The sequence below is a fragment of the Parendozoicomonas sp. 209JJ7-1 genome (genome assembly GCF_058147085.1).
In genome coordinates this window covers 207,334-225,107 of sequence record NZ_JBYVJU010000007.1, presented here as the reverse complement: position 1 = coordinate 225,107, position 17,774 = coordinate 207,334, and the positions used below count along the sequence as shown (strand labels likewise).

Sequence of the window (17,774 nt, the reverse complement as noted above, 5' to 3'; positions counted from 1 at the left end):
TAGAAATCTTAAACTTTTCAGATGAAGAGAAAACTATTGGCAACATTGTCAATAATGGTTCTATTTCAGTCAGTGGGTACGGTGCATCTGCGGTACATTTAGAACAAGACGTTACTGGTAGCTTTATAAATAATGGCACTCTGGTAACCACCGCCGAACCTGTAGACCTCTTCGACATCAATGGTATTGATCCTGATATCACATCCTACGAAAAAATTAACGATATTACTTTTTCTAATTTAATCTCTGATTTCTTACCCGAGTTCCCGTTGTACCATAAAACTGGAACCAATCTGTATGCAGTAAAATTCCCAGGGTTTCAAAATGGTAAAGGGACGGGATTTATAATAATAAAGTCAGAAACAGCACCTAATAGTTTTCTAGAGTTTACAAGAATATCTTTAGGTCAGCCTATACATGACAACTATTTTGTTTACCAATTAGAAGATGGAGAAATCATTACAGGTGCACTAGAGAATGATGATGGTTTTTTCCAAAGGCATCCAGAATCAAAAACTGTGCGTATCGCAAGCACAATAGAGGGTGGTTTTATCAATAACGGCTCTATAGCAACTGTCACAGGAACAGCCATCCAGTTAGATGCTGGAAGCGTCGTCAGAATCGAAAACAATGGTAATATTCAAGGCCCCACTACTATTAATGCTATTTTCTCAGAGTCCCTCGACCTAAACCATAATAAAGGAATTATTGCAGGTGATATCTACGGCTCAACGAAGGTTCATGATCAACTCACTCTCAGAGGAGGTATGATAAAAGGTGGTTTATACAATATTGAAAATATTAATATAGACGGTAAAACAACCTGGGAAGGAAGCACTAAACAAAAACAAAGCCCATATAGAGGGTATTCTTTCACTCCCTCTATAATTCTTCCGTTTCCTCCTGTTAAAATCATGCCTGAATTCGCTGATTCCAGGCACACCTTTACTATTCAGCCGACAGGAGAACTGACTTTACCATCCCCTGTTTCCATAGAGGCCGACTACATACAACAGGGCATCGTAAATATCTACCCCAGTTCAACGACAGAGCCTTATATTCAAATAGATGGCACCGCCAATATTGAATCAGGAGCTGTTATTAATATCCTCTCAAATACTTTAACAGAGGGTTCCTACCCTGTTATCTCTGCTTCAAAGGGACTGAATACCGCTGAAAATATTTTCAAATTAAACAGCCCGATTGTTTTTAATGTTACACAGGTTCAATCGGGAAATACGTTAGAAGCTCGCATTACCCAGGCGGATATGGCGCAAAATCTGCTGACTGACACGGGTAACAGCAATATTGCCAACCTGGCCGGAATTATCCAGGCTACTCTTAACACTCTGAGCGGTAACGCTCTAACAGACGCCCTAAAACAACTTAATCAAATTCAAACTTCTGAAGAGTTTACAGAAGTTATCAAAAAAACCATTCCCGGCCTTGATAACGAAACCCAGTCTGCCCTTTTAGCTGCCGCCAATGCAGTTCAGGATGGAGCCTTTAACAATATTCTGAGTCACCTTGCCGATCTTCGCGGTACCAGCTCCGGTGTCAACACCGGCGATCTCCCATACAGCGGTGGTATTTGGGTAAAAGTTCTTCATATAGAAGCAGACCAGGGCAAACAACGTGACGGGGCTTTGATCTACAACGGCTATAAAGCCCGAAGTAAGGGTTTTACCCTGGGAGGAGATATTGAACTGACTCCTGAGTGGACTCTGGGTTCTGCTTTCAGCGTTGCGGATGTTTCTGTAAACGTGAAAGAGTCCGCCAACCGTACAACTATTGATAGTTATCAGCTCAGTCTCTACGGTGACTGGCAGAGTAATAACTGGTTTGCCAACGGTATTGTGAACTTCGGCTATAACGACGTGAACTCTAAACGTTATGCCGGCGCATCTCGTTATGACTCTGACTACAACAGTAAACAATATGGCCTGAACATAACCAGTGGTTACCAGTTCTGGTTTAACAACAAGGACACTCTTATTGAGCCGCAGCTGTCTCTGAATTACAGTCTGCTAGATACCAACTCTTATAAAGAAAAGTCCAACACGGGTAATATTGTGAAATTAAGCCCGGGCAATCAGGAAGTGTTGGAGCTTGGTGCGGGTATACGCTTGAGCCAGCTGGTCGAAATCACCAGAGGTCTGCTACTGCCAGAGTTTTCTCTTTTTGCTTTCCACGATTTTAAGGGTGATAAAGTCACACAAAACGTAACAGCTGAAGCCTTTAATCTACCACTTACATTTCGTACTGCTGGTATAGAGCCTGAACAGTCACGTTATCAAGCTGGTGTAGGGATAAGTTACTGGATGGATAATAACTTTAGCTTGTCGTTCAAATATGACCATACCTGGAAACATGGCTTTAATGCCGATTCTGTTCAAGCCAAGTTGCGCTACGACTTCTGATTGAAAGCCTCCTTCAAATGGCTCTCAAGTGAGAGCCATTTTTGTATAAAAACTGTTGATTATCAGATGCCGGCGGCAAAACAGCCCAGCCACAACTATCCTCACGGCCTTGAGTACATCTTTGAAAACAGGCCGCCCCATGAAATCCCAAGCTATCTCTAAACAAACCATCCACAAAGCTGCTCTGGCTGCGCTGTTTGCTCTTGCATCTGCGACGGCCTCCGCACCAGCCTGGAGCGAACAGAAGGTTATCACCCGGATTTACCTGGAAAACGGCAGCTCTGTAGATATGAGCGCTACCTTTGGCGCTGGAATGGTGACAAGCCAGAACCAGACCCGCTATAAACTGCCGCCCAACTTCCTGTACCCCATTTATATTCCCAGAGGCAGCTGTACCTATGTCGGAGGGTTTAACGGCCACCCCCAGTATGCGAGGGCTGATATTTTTCTGGAAGCAGGCAGCCAGTCTTATATTTTTTCCCTGTTTGCCAATAACCAGCAGGAACAAATCATCGCCAACCTTTCACCCAATGACCCCAACAGCCAAATACGCGGAGCATCTTTACTGCTACTGGATTACAACAACTGTATGAGATCCCCAAACGCCATTGGTGCCGCTCGTTGCTGCTCTGTTTCCACCAAAGGAAAAGGCCATCACCTCCGCACAATATATACCTGCAATTTCCCAATAACAGACCAGATCTGACCGGATACACGACAGATATAAAAACGCCCTGCTTTCCAGGGAAAACGGGCGTTTTTTCAGGTTATTTTCTTTATAGCTTTTTCGGTATGGCTATACCGATCAGGCAACACACTGAGGTTTGGCGAATACGGCCAATCCACCCTGTGAGGTTTCACGATACTTGCTCTGCAGATCCAGACCTGTGCGGTACATGGTCTCAATGCAGGAATCCAGGGACACTTCGTGGTTACCGTCACCACGGAGAGCCATACGGGCCGCGGTAATCGCCTTGATCGCCGCCATGCCGTTACGCTCAATGCAGGGAATCTGTACCAGACCACCAATGGGATCGCAGGTCATACCCAGATTGTGCTCCATACCGATTTCCGCAGCATTTTCAACCTGATGAATATTTGCCCCCAGCACTGCAGCCAGAGCACCCGCCGCCATGGAACAGGCAGAACCCACTTCTGCCTGGCAGCCAGCTTCCGCACCGGAAATGGTTGCGTTCATCTTGTACAGCATGCCGATAGCGGCAGCAGTTGCGATGAAGTTACGGATGCCGTCACGATCGGCATTGTCTATAAAACGCGTGTAATAAGACAGAACGGCAGGAATAACACCGGCAGCGCCATTGGTGGGTGCGGTTACAACACGTCCGCCACACGCGTTTTCTTCATTCACCGCCATGGCGAATAAGGTTACCCAGTCCATGATGAAGAAGTGATCCTTAAGCATGGCTTCCGGATTCGCCATCAGCTGCTTCTGTATAGAGGACGCACGGCGCTTCATGTTGCTGACTGGAAGATTGCCTTCCATACGCATGCCTCGGACGATACAGGCCCCCATAACATCCCAGATCGCATCAATCCCGGCATGGACCTTATCCATATCGCCGCCAGTAAGCGTTTTCTCGTTCATCAGGACCAGTTCGGCAATGGTCAGGTTATGCTGTTCACACAGGTGCAGAAGTTCTTCTGCGCTCTTAAAGGGGTAAGGCACAACCGGTTCAGCGACGACAGGAGCACCAGTACCACTCAGCTTACTCTTGTTGTTGCTCTTGTTGTTGCTCTTGTTATTAACATCGTCAGCGCAGATAACAAAGCCACCGCCAATGGACAGGTAGGTATTATAATAAACGACAATGCCATTCTTGTCGGCGGCGTAGATACGCATGCCGTTGGGATGTTCCAGTTCTTCACCGTAGTGGAAAACCATCTGGGTGCCGTAATCGAACTTGATTTCACGCTCACCCGCCAGTTTCATTACGCCGTTTTTTACGATGTTTTTAAAGGTCTGGTCAGCCAGATCAGGATCAACATCATCAGGACGATAGCCCGCCAGGCCGAGGATGGCGGCCTTGTCTGTACTATGACCTTTACCTGTAAGGGCCAGAGAGCCATACAGGCCAACACGCACAGAGGTAATGCTGTCGAGAATTCCTTTCTCACGCAAATCATTCAGGAATCGATGGCCAGCCCACATGGGTCCAACTGTATGAGAGCTGGAAGGACCGATACCAATCTTGAAAATGTCGAAAATGCTTAGTGCCATGTTCGATGAATCTCTGAATATATAGCGTTTGTCGTGAGATCCGGAAAAAGTGGATCTGGTCAGACAGATAAAAAAGAGGGAAAAGCAGCCTCCGGAAACAAGTACAGATTGTGCCGTGTGCCTGCTCCGGAAACCAGTGTGGGGAAGCGCAGGCTTCCCCGCAAAATCGTAATACTCAGTATCTGGATTACAGCAGCTGGGAAGTGATGATACCGGTAATAGTGATTGTACCTATTACCACAGTGAAGATGTTCATGGAGGAAGCGTACTTGCCCATAGCTGGTACACGCCTGGCCACCTGAAAACTGCGTCCTCCCAGTTTGTATAACCAGACATTGACCAGACCAGACTGATAGAAAGCAGGACGCTCTGTAACCAGCAACCCATAGGAGAATCTCAAAACAATATAGAGAACCTGATTTTAGAAGCTTAATGAGCCTTCCTATCGTGACCTCCCCGGTAATGAGTCCCACCTTCCTGGGCTATGCTCTTCCAAAGCACAAAAGTCCCCCCTACAATCACCGGATAATGTAGTGGAACATAATGAATGCTGATCACCGTTAATGATCAATCCCGGGACGTGTGTACCTCCGTCACCCTGGAACAGCTGCTGGAAGAGATGGGTATTCCCGCCACAGGAAGTGCCATCGCGGTTAACCAGAATGTTATTCCCCGCTCCCTCTGGCCGGAAACCACCCTGGCAGAAGCAGACCAGGTCATGGTTATCCGTGCCACCGCCGGCGGCTGACAGCGTCTATAAACAGAATACTGAAACAGGATTTTCCCGTTCAATGCTCACCCTCGCGAACCAAAACTTTTCCTCCCGCCTGCTGCTGGGCACCGGCAAGTTCAGCAGCCGTCAGGCCCTGACCGACGCGGTTAAAGCCTCGGAAACAGATCTGGTAACTATGGCGCTGAAACGTGTCGATACCGAAGACCAGAAAGACGATATTCTCGCTCCCCTGCAAAGCTGCGGGGTAAACCTGCTGCCCAATACCTCCGGTGCCCGTACTGCGGAAGAAGCAGTATTCGCTGCCCGCCTGGCCCGGGAAGCTCTGGGCACTTCCTGGCTGAAACTTGAGATTCACCCGGACCCCCGCTATTTAATGCCCGATCCGGTGGAAACCCTGAAAGCGGCAGAAATTCTGGCAAAGGATGGCTTCCATATTCTGCCCTATATTCATGCGGACCCGGTAATCTGCCGCCGCCTGGAAGAAGCTGGCTGCGCCGCCGTTATGCCCCTGGGTGCACCGATTGGCAGCAACCTTGGCCTGCGTACCAAAGACTTCCTGCAGATTATTATTGAAGGCAGCAGCATTCCGGTAATTGTGGATGCCGGTATCGGCAGCCCTTCCGACGCGGCTCTGGCCATGGAAATGGGCGCGGATGCAGTGCTGGTTAACACCGCCATCGCCGTTGCCGGTGAACCTGCGGCCATGGCAGACGCATTCCGTATGGCTGTAATTGCCGGCCGACAGGCCTATGAAGCGGGCCTTGGTGGGCGACAGCTGACTGCTGAAGCCAGCAGCCCGTTAACGGCGTTTCTGGATACACCATGACCGAGCATGCCATAAACTACACAGACCATTACAAACGTCTGCACTGGGATGACAGCAAGCTGCGCCTGGGCAGTTATACATCCAATGACGTTCAACGGGCGCTTAGTCGTTCCCAGCGCACGCTGGATGATTTTCAGGTGCTGATTTCACCCGCTGCGGAACCGTTTCTGGAGAAAATGGCCGCTACCAGCCTGCAGATGACCCGCAAACGCTTTGGCAATACCGTACAGCTGTATGTACCCCTGTACCTCTCCAATAAGTGCCATAACATCTGCACCTACTGTGGTTTCAGCCTGGATAACCCTATTCGCCGGGAAACCCTGTCCATGGAACAGCTGGACAGGGAAATTGCCGCAATAAAAGCCATGGGCTTTGAACATATCCTGCTGGTGACTGGTGAAGCGCCAGGTACGGTTGGGATGAAGTACTTTCGGGAAGTGGTGCCCTACATCAAAAAGCACTTCGCCCACCTGAGCATGGAAGTGCAGCCCCTGGAGCAGGACGAATATGCCGAGCTGATTAACCTCGGCCTTGACGCTGTGCTGGTGTACCAGGAAACCTACAACCGTCACACCTACGCTGAATACCACAAGCGGGGCAACAAGCAGGATTTTGACTATCGTCTGAACACCACCGACCGCCTTGGCCGGGCCGGTATCAGAAAGATGGGCATTGGCGCTTTGCTGGGCCTTGAAGACTGGCGTACCGACAGTTTTTACACCGCCTGCCATCTCGACTATCTGCAGAAAACTTACTGGCGTACACGCTACTCCATCTCTTTCCCCCGCATTCGTCCCTGTGAAGGTGATTTCCAGCCCAGATCCCCCATCAGCGACCGCCAGCTGGTCCAGCTGATATGTGCCTGGCGTCTGGTGTTCCCGGAAGTGGAACTGTCACTGTCCACCCGGGAATCGGAAATATTCCGAAACAATGTTGCCCGACTGGGTATTACCAGTATGAGCGCAGCATCCAGCACACGCCCCGGAGGTTATGCTGATCCGGAACCTGAGGTTGCTTCTGAAAAGAAGAAAAGAGCCGATGCCCTGGAGCAGTTCAGCATAGATGATGGCCGCTCTCCCCAGGAGATTGCGTCCATGCTGAAGAGCCAGGGTCTTGAAGCCGTCTGGCGTGATAAGGAACTTACTTCAAGCGGTCTGTCACAAGGGATTTCTTAAACAGCACCAACCGTGGCCGGGAGGCGTATTTGGCATCAAACAGAAACACGTACTCCTGGCCATCATCCGCCTGGGGGATGGTTCTGCGGAACTTGGATTTGTTAATACGGAACACATGACTGCCAGACTGTACAACAGCATCCAGCCGATAGTATTTTTTACCAATAAACTCAAAGAGCAGAGGATCTTTACCATCAACAACCAGGGACAGTCGTTTAAACAAAGGCTTACCCCCGCGCCCTGATGAAAGTCTCTGCTCCAGGCGTTCCAGCTCTTTTATTGCGTAGGCTTTGGATTCCTCGTCTACAGCGGAAAGTTGTTGGATTATGGGAGCTTCTGCCTGCTTAACTGACTCTGCCAGGGTAGAACGTGCAACTCCTTCTGCGGCTTTTTTCTGTGCGTCCTGTTTTTGCACCTCTCGGACTCTGACCAGTTGCTCCTGCCTTGACTTTTCAGTCTGTCGCTTCTCTTCGTCCTTTTGCCGGGCAAGCATTTTGGCGACTTCCCGCTGTTTTTGTACTTGCTTTTGCGCCTGCTTTTTCTCAGCCAGAGTCTGCTGACGCTTACGCTCTTCACTGCGCCGGGTATTTTTTAACAGCGTCCTTTGTTCAGCAATACTTTTGTTATATTCCTTTATCTGGGCATAAGATTGATCCAGCTGTTGATAATAATTATCCAGCCTGTCAGAAATTCTTTTTTCGCTGTTGTTTCGGGTGGAGAGTTCACGCCTGGCCATTTTCAGAGCCAGTTCGGAACGTCTTGCGGCCCTTAGATAGGATGTCGAAGTACTGTCTTTATTCAGCTTCGCTGTATCCTGGTTATAAAGCTCCAGGGCCTGTTCATGTTTCTCCAGACTTGCTTCCAGGTTTGCGACAGCTTCACTGTGTTTTAATTCCAGCAGGATGACATCTGTTTTTACTTTCTCAATACCAGCCAGATATTGTTCATACTCGGTTTTCAGCCTTTCCAGCTTCTGCTGCTCTTCGACGGACCCTGCCAATAAGGGTGCGGAAAGCAATAAAAAAGCGGAAAAAACAAATGAACGACTTCTGCATTTTAACATCGGACAACCTTGTGATTATTAGATGAACGATCACTGTTCACAATCAGTTTACTGAGGGGGGAGACAGGGTTCAACGACCAAAATACCGAAACAAAATATATAAGTAATGCCTAACAGGATATTTATTGATAGACATTAGTTCTGGTGAAAAGTACATACTGTTTGGCTCTGTTTCATACTTCCCAAGTTGTTTTTATTGCCTGAATTCAATATGCGCTTAACTATGCTGGAGAAAACCAGCTTTAAGGCAGGGTAGTCTTGTGTAGTTTTGTAGTTAGGGTATGGCCAATGTCACATTTTGATGATCAGTTCTCATCTTTCTTCCCTGTAAAGAAATTTCCAGATTCTTGAACTGGGCGTGGGTGGTAAATTAATAAGAGAAGCAAAGGTGAAAGATACGGATATCAAACCAGAGATTGGCCTGATGTACTATGCCCCAGGATTATGTTCAGAGTTCCAGGACCTTCTTGGACAATACCTTGACCGCCATGGGAGAGGAAACGGACCGGGTTATTAGCCTGGAAATGGCTATCGCCAGGAATAGTAGCCATGGATATGGCCTGCTGACTCGATCCTGTGCAAGTCTAGCCGGGGTGCTTCATCTGGCGCATGCCACCACCGTCACCAGAATGGGAAGGTCGGCTGTAGTAGCCGCCTTTTGACATTCTGTTCAAGGGCAATGTTGCAGAAGAACTTCGGGTATGGGTATCCAGTACCGTTGAAGGAGATGGTTTGCCATCCACCAGCCCGCTTTTATCCCCACTTCCCGGGCCAATAAGCTGTGCTCTTCTGAGCGCCAGCTCATTCTGGATACGCACTCTTTCCACGGCTGGATCCCTGACCAACCAGCTGGCAAGATAGGCTCTCCAGCTGGAAACAGGATGACCTTCACTTTTCATCAGCTTCTGGTAATACAGATCAGGGTCATTACCATCTCCTTTGCCCAGCAGTCCGACAAAAGTCGAAGGTAGCCATTCAACCGTTATTTTCTCCCCCCTCTCCACCATATTTACCTTACCCAGCTTCTGATAAAAGGCTTTAGCCTGATTGTATATTTTCTGAGCCATGTGCAAGCCACCTTCGGAACTGAACTCAAACCCTGGGATCCTTCTTTTAAGGGCCGGGTCATCTGCAATTTTCTGGACCCCATTATTGGCATAAGTCAGGGCCAGATAGAGTTCTTTATTCTTGTTCTGAGCCATTGTGGCAATCGCCTTGAAGACTGTCTCTTCATCCTGCCGATCTGTATTCGGAGAGACGTGAAGACGTGTGTCTCCACACCAGATAATTTTATCAACCTTGTCTATCAGGGCCTTCAGTTTTGCTTCATCCTTAGTTACAGAGAAGGCGTCGTCTATCCCGTCATGGCCTGCATGAACCGAAACTTCACCAATACCCACCTTCTTTCCATTCAACACAACCGGCTGGTAAAATTTAACAGTTTTGCCTTTTCTGCCCGATTCCAGTGTCAGGTTTTCTGATCCATCAATCACCTGTCTCATCGCTTGGGTCTTTCCAGACTGTGGCTGCCCGATAAACAGCACCCGCCAGAAGTTTTTCTCTGCCGGAAGTTCCGCCAGCAAAAGTTCCGCTGCGGGTTGCCTCTTCTCCACTTCTGCTTCCTTCTGTGGCATCTGGTGTTCCTGGACTACAACCTGGGATGGTTGGGCAGAAACCCTGGACTGGCTACGGGTTACCAGCCGAGCTTCCGATGGTTCAGGTAATAAATTGTTCTGCTTGATCTTTCCCTGCTTTACCCGTTCGGCTTTGTTGGCAGCATTGACCTTCCCTTCTTTTAAAGCTTTTTTTTCCGCTTCTTGCAGAACCTTCACCCTCTCTCTGGCAAAACTCTGCTTTTTCTCCCGTTCAACGGCTGGTAGAGGTGTTCCTTCCAGGGAAGATCTGTAGACAAGCCCTCTCCCTCTGCTCAGAATTTCTTTCCTGCTATTAATGGAAACCTTTTTACCTTTGGAAACAACTTTCTTTATGGGGTCTACCAGCTGGCGATTCTTTTTCTTTACCAGGTCCTTCAGACCTTTCTTTTCGGGTTCAGCAGGGAAAGCCGCCTTAGCCACAGGAGCATTCTTTTGAAGCCTTTCCCTGCGTTCGAGATGTGTCTCTCTACCCTTTGCGGCTTTTTCACTCTGGGCGTTAATCGCGTCAACGGCTTTCTTCAGCTCTTCCTGATAAGCCGCTGCCCTGTTAATGACATTCAGGGTAATAGGATCAGAGATCTTTGGCTTGTCTCCCTTGCCAGCTTTTATTGATTTTGTAGTTTGCTTTTTAGGCCGTGGACGCTTACGCCCTGGTTTGCTTCTGCCCCCATCCCGCTTCCCTTTAGCAGGGGCGGCTTCTTTTATACTCTTATCTGCAGAGGTTAAAACTGTCTCCTTTAAATCCTCTTCGTAAGCGTGATCCGACCAGATAACATACTCTCCAGCTTCATTCTGTGAGGTCATAACAGACTCTCGCAGAGTCTCGCCATCATTTGTATCCTCCAGAGTTTCCCTGGGACGATTGTGTTTATTCTCACCAGTCTCTGATTTATTGCTGTTACTGGGTTTGTTGCTGTTACTGCCAGGGCTGGTACGTTCAGATTGGGTACTGAGTCTGTTAATTCCCCACTCCAGCGCTGCCTTGTATAAGAATGAACGCAATACTTCCACCACCAATTTATCCCTGCCACGTAAGGGAGCGGGTAAACGACGCATATCCAGGTTGCGAATCGCCTGCCCCATCACATTATCCAGGGCGAGCATCGACTCCAGCCATATTTCAGGCAGTTCATAATGACCGCTCAGGTGCCTGTCAAACAAAAGAAAACCTTTGTCCCCTGACGGAATACCCAACAGACCGTAACTGCTACCAACAACCTGCTCCCTGCCTCGGAGCTGAAGCGGAGAAACAGACTCTTCTTCCAGAATCTCTGGTAAAACTTCCAGAATTGTCTCATCCAGCGGGTTAACCAGACGCCGTTTATTCAACTCCGCCTCCGGGTAACGATCGGACATAACGGTTGTCCACCAACAGGATCCGGCACCAATACCAAAACGCCCGGGAACCTTGTACAGCTTGCCAGGCACTCCGTGGAACCAGGCCCTTGTCCACAGCATCAGGTGTCCGTCCTCATTATCCGGATACAGATGGACAGCGTCGGCAGAGTTCTGTCTGGCCCAGTTGCGCAATACCACCAGGCGTTCTTCCAGTGGGCTTTCTGGAACCAGTTCCGGAGTGTCGTAAGGGAAGCGTATGGAGAGCCAGGGTTGACCGGTATCCGGGGTAAAATCCCGGTCCGGTAAATGGTACGTCAGCTCTATGGCACTGCAGAGACCAGGACGGGTGCATGAGAATATTTTCTGGCCCTGCATATTAGGCAGGAAGGTTTTCCAGATATCAGACCAGGTATTCTGGACAAGGGCTCCGTGGGAAACGATATATCGCAGAAGCCAGGGAATATAAGCGATATGATCCGAAATAGCCCAGCCAAGCACGTTCATTCCGGTACGAAAACCCAGTTCCTGCCAGCTGCCAGAGGTCACTGAGTCCACAGCAAAGTCAGAGGCGAGTGTTCCATATTGGCCGAACAGAGCACCGGTCCAGGGCTGAAGAGCGGCAGTGGCAAATGTCGCGGCTCCCATCAACGTCAGGGAAGAGGTTGCCAGAACCGCTTCGCTTTTCGCTGTATCCAGAAACCAGTCCCGACTGTTGTAGGGGCGCTTCAGGAAAGTCTCCCGTTTCCAGAATGGCAAACGGTCCAGTAAAAGTTTTTGGGAATCTCTTACAGAAAGCACTTCACCCTGGCTGCCACCTGCCTGCCCTTCTTTATGCCTCTGATAATCCTTGTAACCTTGATAACCATCGTGGCTTTGTTGATAACCTGTGTAGCTTTGATAGTCCTGATAAAGATCAGCCTGCTGATTCTCCTCAGCCTGAAATCCGGACACAGGAACGGCCCCAGCCCCCATTAAAACCAGAAGAAAAACAGCCAGAAATTTTCTGTATTGAGAACCTGCCCCGTTTAACTGGATCCTTAACTGCAACTGCACCCTGCCCCTGCCCCTGTTTATATTTGTGAATTTTTCGGATTTATAAAGTAGACAATTCAGGTGTAATCGCCACAGTTTATAGGGACTATTTATAGGGACTATCACCCTCCTTCAGGGTGAAAAGCAGGAAAACCTGTTTAATAACAACAAGGTAACGTAATGAGCGGGGCAAACGGCGAGGAGGTTCCTGGGAAACACCCGAATAAGCCGCGGAAACCACGTAACACATTTATCCACAAAATCTGTGGATAACCCTGTGTGTTACTTATGGAAGATTAGAATTTTTACTGCTTTGCCTGACCTCATGACAAGTGTTTATTTTTCACACAGCAGGTTTTTCATTTAAAGCAGATTTGGCACATTATCCTGAAAAATAAAAATCATGGATTATTCACGGTGCATTAGTGGGGTTATGCAGCGAGGAAAACCGAAGAAACAGGAACTTTTATTCGTCATCTGCAGCCCAGAAAATCACAACATCCATCAGGCAGCTATCCCCGTGTATTACAGAGTTGAGCATTATGAAAACAATTTTTCGCTGTCAGGGCCTGTTGAGGTTTTATGAGTACCTGGTCGTAATTCCCCGAATATCACCTTTAAACGACAGTTCCTCGGGACCCTTTTGCTGAATTTCCAGTCTACGACTATGTTATTCGCCACTATGTTATCTGCGGCTATGTTAAGCTCAAACAAAACTCCAAGGATTCCCCAGACATCATCATGACAGTAAAATCCCGTATCACCCGCGGCCTGCCGACTGTTACCCTGGCTTTCGCGATGCTGACCGGCTGCGCCGGTTTCAATTCGGCACCTTATTCAACCAGTTCGTCCGCTGCCCCGCTACCGGAAGTGACTATTCCCTACGACAGGTTCACCCTTGATAACGGCCTGACTGTCATTGTGAATGAAGACCGTAAAGCCCCGGTCGTTGCCGTTAATATCTGGTACAAGGTAGGTTCCAAGAATGAAACCGCAGGGTCCCGGGGTTTTGCTCACCTGTTTGAGCACCTGATGTTCCAAGGTTCGGAAAACTACAGGAATGATTTTTTCGTACCCTTCAAAGAGGCCGGTGCCACCGACCAGAACGGCACCACCAGTACCGACCGCACCAATTACTTTCAAACAGTGCCCACTCCTGCCCTCGATATGGCTTTGTGGATGGAATCCGACCGCATGGGACATTTTGAAGGTGCCATCAGCCAGGCCACCCTTGATGAACAGCGGGATGTTGTTAAAAACGAGAAGCGCCAGAAAGAAAACCGACCCTATGGAAAAGCCTGGACTCGCATAGCCGAGGAAACCTTCCCCGAGGGCCACCCCTACTCCTGGCCCACCATCGGTTACATGAAAGACCTGAACAACGCCAGCCTTGAACAGGTGAAAACCTGGTTCAAGAGTTACTATGATCCATCCAATGCCGTACTGGTGCTTTCCGGTGATATTGATACCGAAACGGCCCGCAGGAAAGTTGAGAAGTACTTTGGCGATATTCCCCCCGGCGGTCCCCTGAATAAACTGGAAACCTGGATTGCCAAACGTACCCTGGAAAAACGTGACAGCATGCAGGACCGGGTACCCCAGGCCCGCCTGATCAAAGTCTGGAACGTGGCACCTGCCGGCACCAAAGATGCCGAATACCTCTCCCTGGCGACCGATATCCTTGGGGGCGGTAAAACCAGTCGCCTGTATCGCCGACTGGTGGTGAAAGACCAATTGGCTACAGGGGTAAGCGTATTCCTGTATGACCGCCTGCTGGCCGGGCAGGTGATGGTCTTCGCCGATGCCCGCCCCGGCGTGGAGCTGCCCAGAATTGAAAAAGTGATCGATGAAGAGCTGGCCCGCTTTATTAAAGACGGCCCAACCAAAGATGAACTGCAGCGTACCAGGTTCAGTCAGGCCGCGGCATTTGTCCGGGGCACTGAACGTGTAGGTGGTTTTGGAGGTAAATCCGACATCCTCGCCAGTGGTGAAGTGATGTTCGGCGATCCCGGCTTCTACAAAACCAGCTACAAAATAATGAAAGCGGCTACCCCGAAAGACCTGCGTAACAGTGCCCGCACCTGGTTGTCCGACGGGGCCTATGTTCTGGAAATCACGCCATTCCCCAAATACACCTATGCCAAAACCGGCGCGGACAGAAGCAAAGTGCCCAGCCCCGGGGAAAAGGTCAACCTCTCCCTGCCATCTCTGGAACGCACGACACTGGCCAATGGCATGAAGATTATTCTCGCCACCAGACCCCAAACCCCTGTTGTTGAAATGGAGCTGCAGTTTAACGCCGGCTTCTCAGCCCGCATGGGTAAACCCGGCCTGCCAGCCATTACCCTGACCATGCTGGATGAAGGCACAACTTCACGGAACAGCCAGGAAATCTCTGAAACCCTGGAGAACCTTGGTACCGGCCTGAGTGTTGGCAATGACCTGGATACCTCCAGCGTATTCCTGGATACGCTGACCGTCAGCCTTGACCCATCCCTTGATATCCTTGCGGATATTCTGGAACACCCGACCTTTGAAGAGGATGACTTTACCCGGATTCGCAGCAATGTTACAGACGGCATCCGCCAGGAAAAAGCGGCTCCCACCAGTATTATCGGACGTGTACTGCCTGAACGGCTGTATGGCAAAGGCCACAGCTATGATACACCCTGGAGCGGAACGGGAACCATAGCCAGCGTCGAATCCCTGCAGCGCAGGGACCTGGTGAACTTCTGGAAAACCTGGCTGCGTCCGGATAACGCCACCCTGATTGTTACCGGCGATATCACCATGGCCCAGCTGCTGCCCAAACTCAACAAAACCCTGGGTAACTGGAAAGCGCCGAATACGCCCCTGCCGAAGAAGACCATCGCCCATGTGAAACCCCAGAAAAAGCCAAGTGTGTTCCTGGTGGATTACCCTGCGGCGGGACAGTCAGTCATTGTCGCCAGCCAGCTGGTTATGCCCAGCAACGACAAGAGCACCCTCACCTTTAATGTGATGAACGACGTGATAGGCGGGGAATTCACATCACGCCTCAATATGAACCTTCGGGAAGACAAAGGCTGGGCTTACGGCGCTAACAGCTACGCCAAGAGCGCCCGCGGGCAGCGCCCCTATCTTGCCAGCTCTTCTGTACAGGCCGATAAAACCGGCCCTGCGGTAGAACAGATCCTCAAGGAATACCAGGCATTTATTGATGGTAAGCCGGCCACAGAAGATGAACTAAAACTGGTCAAGCGCAACCGTATACGTCAGCTGCCTGGCAGCTACGAAACCAACAGCGCCCTGCTGGGTTCCATCAGTACTCTGGTGGAGTACGGCCTGCCAGACAGCGACCTTTACAACTATGCCAAAAAGGTTGAAGCCGTTGAGCTGCCCGCAGTGCGGAAAGTTGCCCGGGAGTTTCTGTCACCCGATGACTTTACCTGGATTATTGCCGGAGACCTGAAAAAGATCAGACCCCAGATTGAAAAACTGAAGCTGGGGGAAATTATCGTGCTGGATCGTGATGGTAAGCCGGTGAAATAACTGGCAACGCCTTCCCTCAACGCAGCAGGTAAGCACTACGCCTGCTGCGTTTTTACAGGTTTATCCATAAGCTATTCTACGATTTTAATGATGCTATTTTCGGCCCAGGGATTAAGCAGGGCCAGCCCCACTAAAAATGTTTACAAAAACCAGTGGAATACCCTGTAGACTTTCAAACCACAAAAACACCTTAAAAATGCGCATGGCGGTATGCGAAGAACGCATGACAAAACCCCGAAAACCGCATTTCATACGTTTTTTCTATAAGACCATTCAAATTCTCTATAAGCACAAATACTGCCCGCCTGAATAATTGTCCGCTGAGGTAAAAACAATAACTCCTCCTCATCGCACCAAAAACACAAACGTGGACGTACAAATATAATATGAAACTTTTAGCAACTGGCGTATTAAGTGCTGCAGTCGCAGCCGCCGTAGCTTCAACTTCCGCCCAGGCCTCTGATCTGATCAAATTCGATCCCAGTCTGAACCTGACTTACAAGAACTACTTCTGGAAGCAGAAAGACAACACCCGTAAAGCAGATGGTCTGCCCAAGTACTACAGAGACGAATGGGTTCAGGGTATTGTAGCCGACTTTGATACCGGATATTTTTTCAATGACATGCTGGGCGCCGTTGTCACCGCTGGTTTTGCAACCCCGATAAAAGCAGCAAAAGATAAAACCATCTTTACAGCTGGCGAATATGAAACAGACAAAAAACAGATTCACACAAGTAACGTAGCAGAAGGCCATGATGGCAAAGCCAATGGCATTGCCGGTCTCCAGCAGGCTTACCTGAAAGGCAAACTGGATTTTGGCAGCGTTGGACTGAAAGCCACCCTGGGTGTAAAAAAACGTAACACTGCACTGTATGGTAACTCCGGTTCCCGTCTGCTGGCCGCCAGCTCCCGTGGTGCAGACCTGTCCGCTGACTTTAAAGAATTGGGTCTGGGCCTGTACACCACCTATATCAACGGTGCCAGTGACCGTAACGCTTCAGCCTTCGCTAAAAAACTGACTGTCGGTAAAAAGAATCTGAAGCTGGATAATATCAGCATTTTTGGTGCAACATACTCCCTCGCTGGTGTAAATCTGAAAGCCGAGCACCTGCGTTCCAAAGACTACCTGAAGAAAAACTTCGTCCAGGCCACGTACACTTTCCCTCTCGTTGAAGGTACTGATCTGGAACTGGATGGCCGCTACGGTATAGCTAAGGGTAACGGCAAACTGGCCGGTGACTTCGACAAGTCTTCTTACTACAACCTGAATGCCAAAGTTATGTTCGGTAACTCTTCTGTTCTGGTTGGCTACAACCACACCAAAAACGCTGACTGGGCCGACGGAAACGGTAATGAGGGTAACGCAGGCACCTTCAACTCTACTCTCTCCCAGTGGGCGGACTACAGCAAAAAAGGCGAAAAAGCTTTCGTTGTAGAAGCCAACCACACATTTACGGATCAGGGCCTGCCCGGCCTGGAGGCAACTCTCTGGTATGCCAATGGCCGTGGCGCGGATGATTTCGAGATAGAAGAAAACAAGGTCAATGTCAATCAGACCGGCTTCAAACGTAACGAAATCGGCACCATCCTCAGCTACAGCTTTGATGGTGAGCTGAAAGGCCTGCAACTGAAGTGGCTGCATGTTAACTACAACGCCAAGAGCGACCAGAAGAAGCTGGCCGAAGATCGCTCCAACCGTCTGTACCTGACCTACAGCCGTGCGATCTTTTAATTAAGTCGCAATTAATAACTCAGCTCCAG

Annotated in this window: 11 protein-coding genes; 7 read left to right on the top strand and 4 right to left on the bottom strand. The window is 49.4% G+C overall.

The window, feature by feature from the left end; all coding sequences use genetic code 11:
* Positions 1–2,420: autotransporter family protein (locus ACY2RQ_RS09380; protein ID WP_490112705.1), on the top strand; the 2,420-nt coding region annotated here is incomplete at its 5' end.
* Between the two features lie 139 nt (positions 2,421–2,559).
* Complete coding sequence (locus tag ACY2RQ_RS09375; RefSeq protein ID WP_490112704.1) at positions 2,560–3,126, top strand: hypothetical protein; 567 nt, start codon at positions 2,560–2,562, stop codon at positions 3,124–3,126.
* A gap of 99 nt (positions 3,127–3,225) precedes the next feature.
* On the opposite strand, the gene ACY2RQ_RS09370 is transcribed toward ACY2RQ_RS09375, so the two are convergent.
* Together ACY2RQ_RS09370 and ACY2RQ_RS09365 are read right to left on the bottom strand one after the other, a co-directional pair.
* Positions 3,226–4,659: an L-serine ammonia-lyase gene (locus ACY2RQ_RS09370; protein WP_490112703.1), complete on the bottom strand. Its 1,434-nt coding sequence runs from the start codon at positions 4,657–4,659 to the stop codon at positions 3,226–3,228.
* Between the two features lie 187 nt (positions 4,660–4,846).
* Positions 4,847–5,059 (bottom strand): hypothetical protein, encoded by a 213-nt coding sequence (locus tag ACY2RQ_RS09365; RefSeq protein WP_490112702.1) that lies wholly within the window; start codon positions 5,057–5,059, stop codon positions 4,847–4,849.
* 147 nt (positions 5,060–5,206) lie between these two features.
* On the opposite strand from ACY2RQ_RS09365, the gene thiS reads away from it, so the two are divergent.
* Genes thiS through thiH form a run of 3 tightly spaced genes read left to right on the top strand, consistent with a single transcriptional unit; the run spans position 5,207 to position 7,393 of the window.
* Positions 5,207–5,407, top strand: coding sequence for a sulfur carrier protein ThiS (gene thiS, locus ACY2RQ_RS09360; RefSeq protein WP_490112701.1), 201 nt, complete (start codon positions 5,207–5,209; stop codon positions 5,405–5,407).
* A gap of 43 nt (positions 5,408–5,450) precedes the next feature.
* A complete protein-coding gene (locus ACY2RQ_RS09355; RefSeq protein ID WP_490112700.1) occupies positions 5,451–6,218 on the top strand; it encodes a thiazole synthase in 768 nt (255 codons plus the stop codon).
* Positions 6,215–7,393 carry a 2-iminoacetate synthase ThiH gene (thiH, locus tag ACY2RQ_RS09350; protein ID WP_490112699.1) on the top strand — a complete coding sequence of 393 codons (1,179 nt, stop codon included), beginning with the start codon at positions 6,215–6,217 and terminating at the stop codon, positions 7,391–7,393. The genes ACY2RQ_RS09355 and thiH overlap by 4 nt, the downstream gene beginning before the upstream one ends.
* Here the strand turns inward: thiH and ACY2RQ_RS09345 are convergent.
* Together ACY2RQ_RS09345 and ACY2RQ_RS09340 are read right to left on the bottom strand one after the other, a co-directional pair.
* Entirely contained in the window at positions 7,359–8,393 is a 1,035-nt protein-coding gene (locus ACY2RQ_RS09345) for a hypothetical protein (protein WP_490112698.1), read from the bottom strand. The two genes, thiH and ACY2RQ_RS09345, sit on opposite strands and share 35 nt — an antisense overlap.
* A gap of 647 nt (positions 8,394–9,040) precedes the next feature.
* Positions 9,041–12,400: a hypothetical protein gene (locus tag ACY2RQ_RS09340; RefSeq protein WP_490112697.1), complete on the bottom strand. Its 3,360-nt coding sequence runs from the start codon at positions 12,398–12,400 to the stop codon at positions 9,041–9,043.
* 822 nt (positions 12,401–13,222) lie between these two features.
* Between ACY2RQ_RS09340 and ACY2RQ_RS09335 the strand changes: the two genes are divergently transcribed.
* Entirely contained in the window at positions 13,223–16,012 is a 2,790-nt protein-coding gene (locus ACY2RQ_RS09335) for a M16 family metallopeptidase (RefSeq protein ID WP_490112696.1), read from the top strand.
* 386 nt (positions 16,013–16,398) lie between these two features.
* Positions 16,399–17,745 (top strand): OprD family outer membrane porin, encoded by a 1,347-nt coding sequence (locus ACY2RQ_RS09330; protein WP_490112695.1) that lies wholly within the window; start codon positions 16,399–16,401, stop codon positions 17,743–17,745.
* Positions 17,746–17,774: the final 29 nt, after the last annotated feature.